This is a genomic window from Aeromonas sp. HMWF015 (genome assembly GCF_963878965.1).
Taxonomy (GTDB): domain Bacteria; phylum Pseudomonadota; class Gammaproteobacteria; order Enterobacterales; family Aeromonadaceae; genus Aeromonas; species Aeromonas veronii.
Map to the genome: position 1 here is coordinate 1 of NZ_CAWNZT010000177.1, position 1,110 is coordinate 1,110.

The 1,110-nt window shown below is 56.7% G+C and carries 1 protein-coding gene and 1 pseudogene; one reads left to right on the forward strand and one right to left on the reverse strand.

Annotated elements, in window-relative coordinates; genetic code table 11:
- On the reverse strand, window positions 1–202 hold a 202-nt coding region (locus tag AACS18_RS09135), incomplete at its 3' end, for a hypothetical protein (protein ID WP_339373249.1).
- A gap of 143 nt (window positions 203–345) precedes the next feature.
- Here AACS18_RS09135 and asp point away from each other — a divergent pair.
- Window positions 346–1,110: pseudogene (gene asp, locus AACS18_RS09140) on the forward strand (serine protease Asp); the annotation flags it as partial.

The following is a 1,110-nucleotide window of genomic DNA, read 5'->3' on the forward strand; positions in this document are numbered from 1 at the left end:
GCTCACCCGAACGCATACCAGCACTCACATTGGCACACACCACCATGCCGTTTATTTCCAAGAGCGCACGAGCTCCCCTCGGGATTGCCCCGAATCGAGATGGCTGCGGCGAAGGAGAGTCGCGAGAGGAGTGAATTACAGATAAAAAGATCAGTAGTGAGCGGTGAGAACCATTCTCAATAAAACACATAACCAGCGTCATTGGAATACCTACCATAAACCAGATCGGATTTCTTTGAACCTCATTGCGTTTTTTGAAAATGGCTCTTTTTGAACCCCTTCCACCCGTGTATAGATTTCCGTCGCACTCAGGATGGTGCGATCCAAGATGGAGTTAAAAAAATAATGAAGCAAACATCGTTAGCACTGGCGATCACAGCACTGCTGTCGACCCTGCCCAGTGCGCTCGTTCAGGCAAATGAAGGTTGTGCGCCGCTCACCGGCAAGGAGAGCGGCATGGATATCGGACGCAGCAGCACCGAGCGCTGCTTGCCAGGTACCAATCCCCTGCAAGATCAGCAGTGGTATCTGCTCAACAGCGGCCAGGATGGATTCAGCGCCCGTGGCGGTATAGCGGGCAATGATCTCAACCTCTGGTGGGCTCATCGCACCGGCGTGCTGGGCCAGGGAGTCAATGTGGCCGTGGTGGATGATGGTCTGGCCATCGCCCACCCGGATCTGGCGGACAACGTGCGTCCGGGTTCGAAAAACGTGGTGACCGGCAGCGATGACCCGACACCGACCGATCCGGATACGGCCCACGGCACCTCGGTCTCCGGCATCATAGCGGCGGTAGACAACTCCATCGGTACCAAGGGAATTGCCCCGCGAGCCCAGCTGCAGGGGTTCAACCTGCTGGATGACAACAGCCAGCAGTTGCAGAAAGATTGGCTCTACGCCCTTGGCGACAGCGATGCCAGCCGCGACAACCGGGTGTTCAACCAGAGCTACGGCATGAGTGTGGTGGATCCCCGCTCTGCCAACTCTCTGGATCAATCCCAGCTTGATCGTCTGTTTGAACAGCAGACCCTCAAGGCGCAGGGTGCGGCCTATATCAAGGCCGCCGGCAACGGCTTCAACAAGATAGCGGCGGGTGGCTATGTGCTTAAC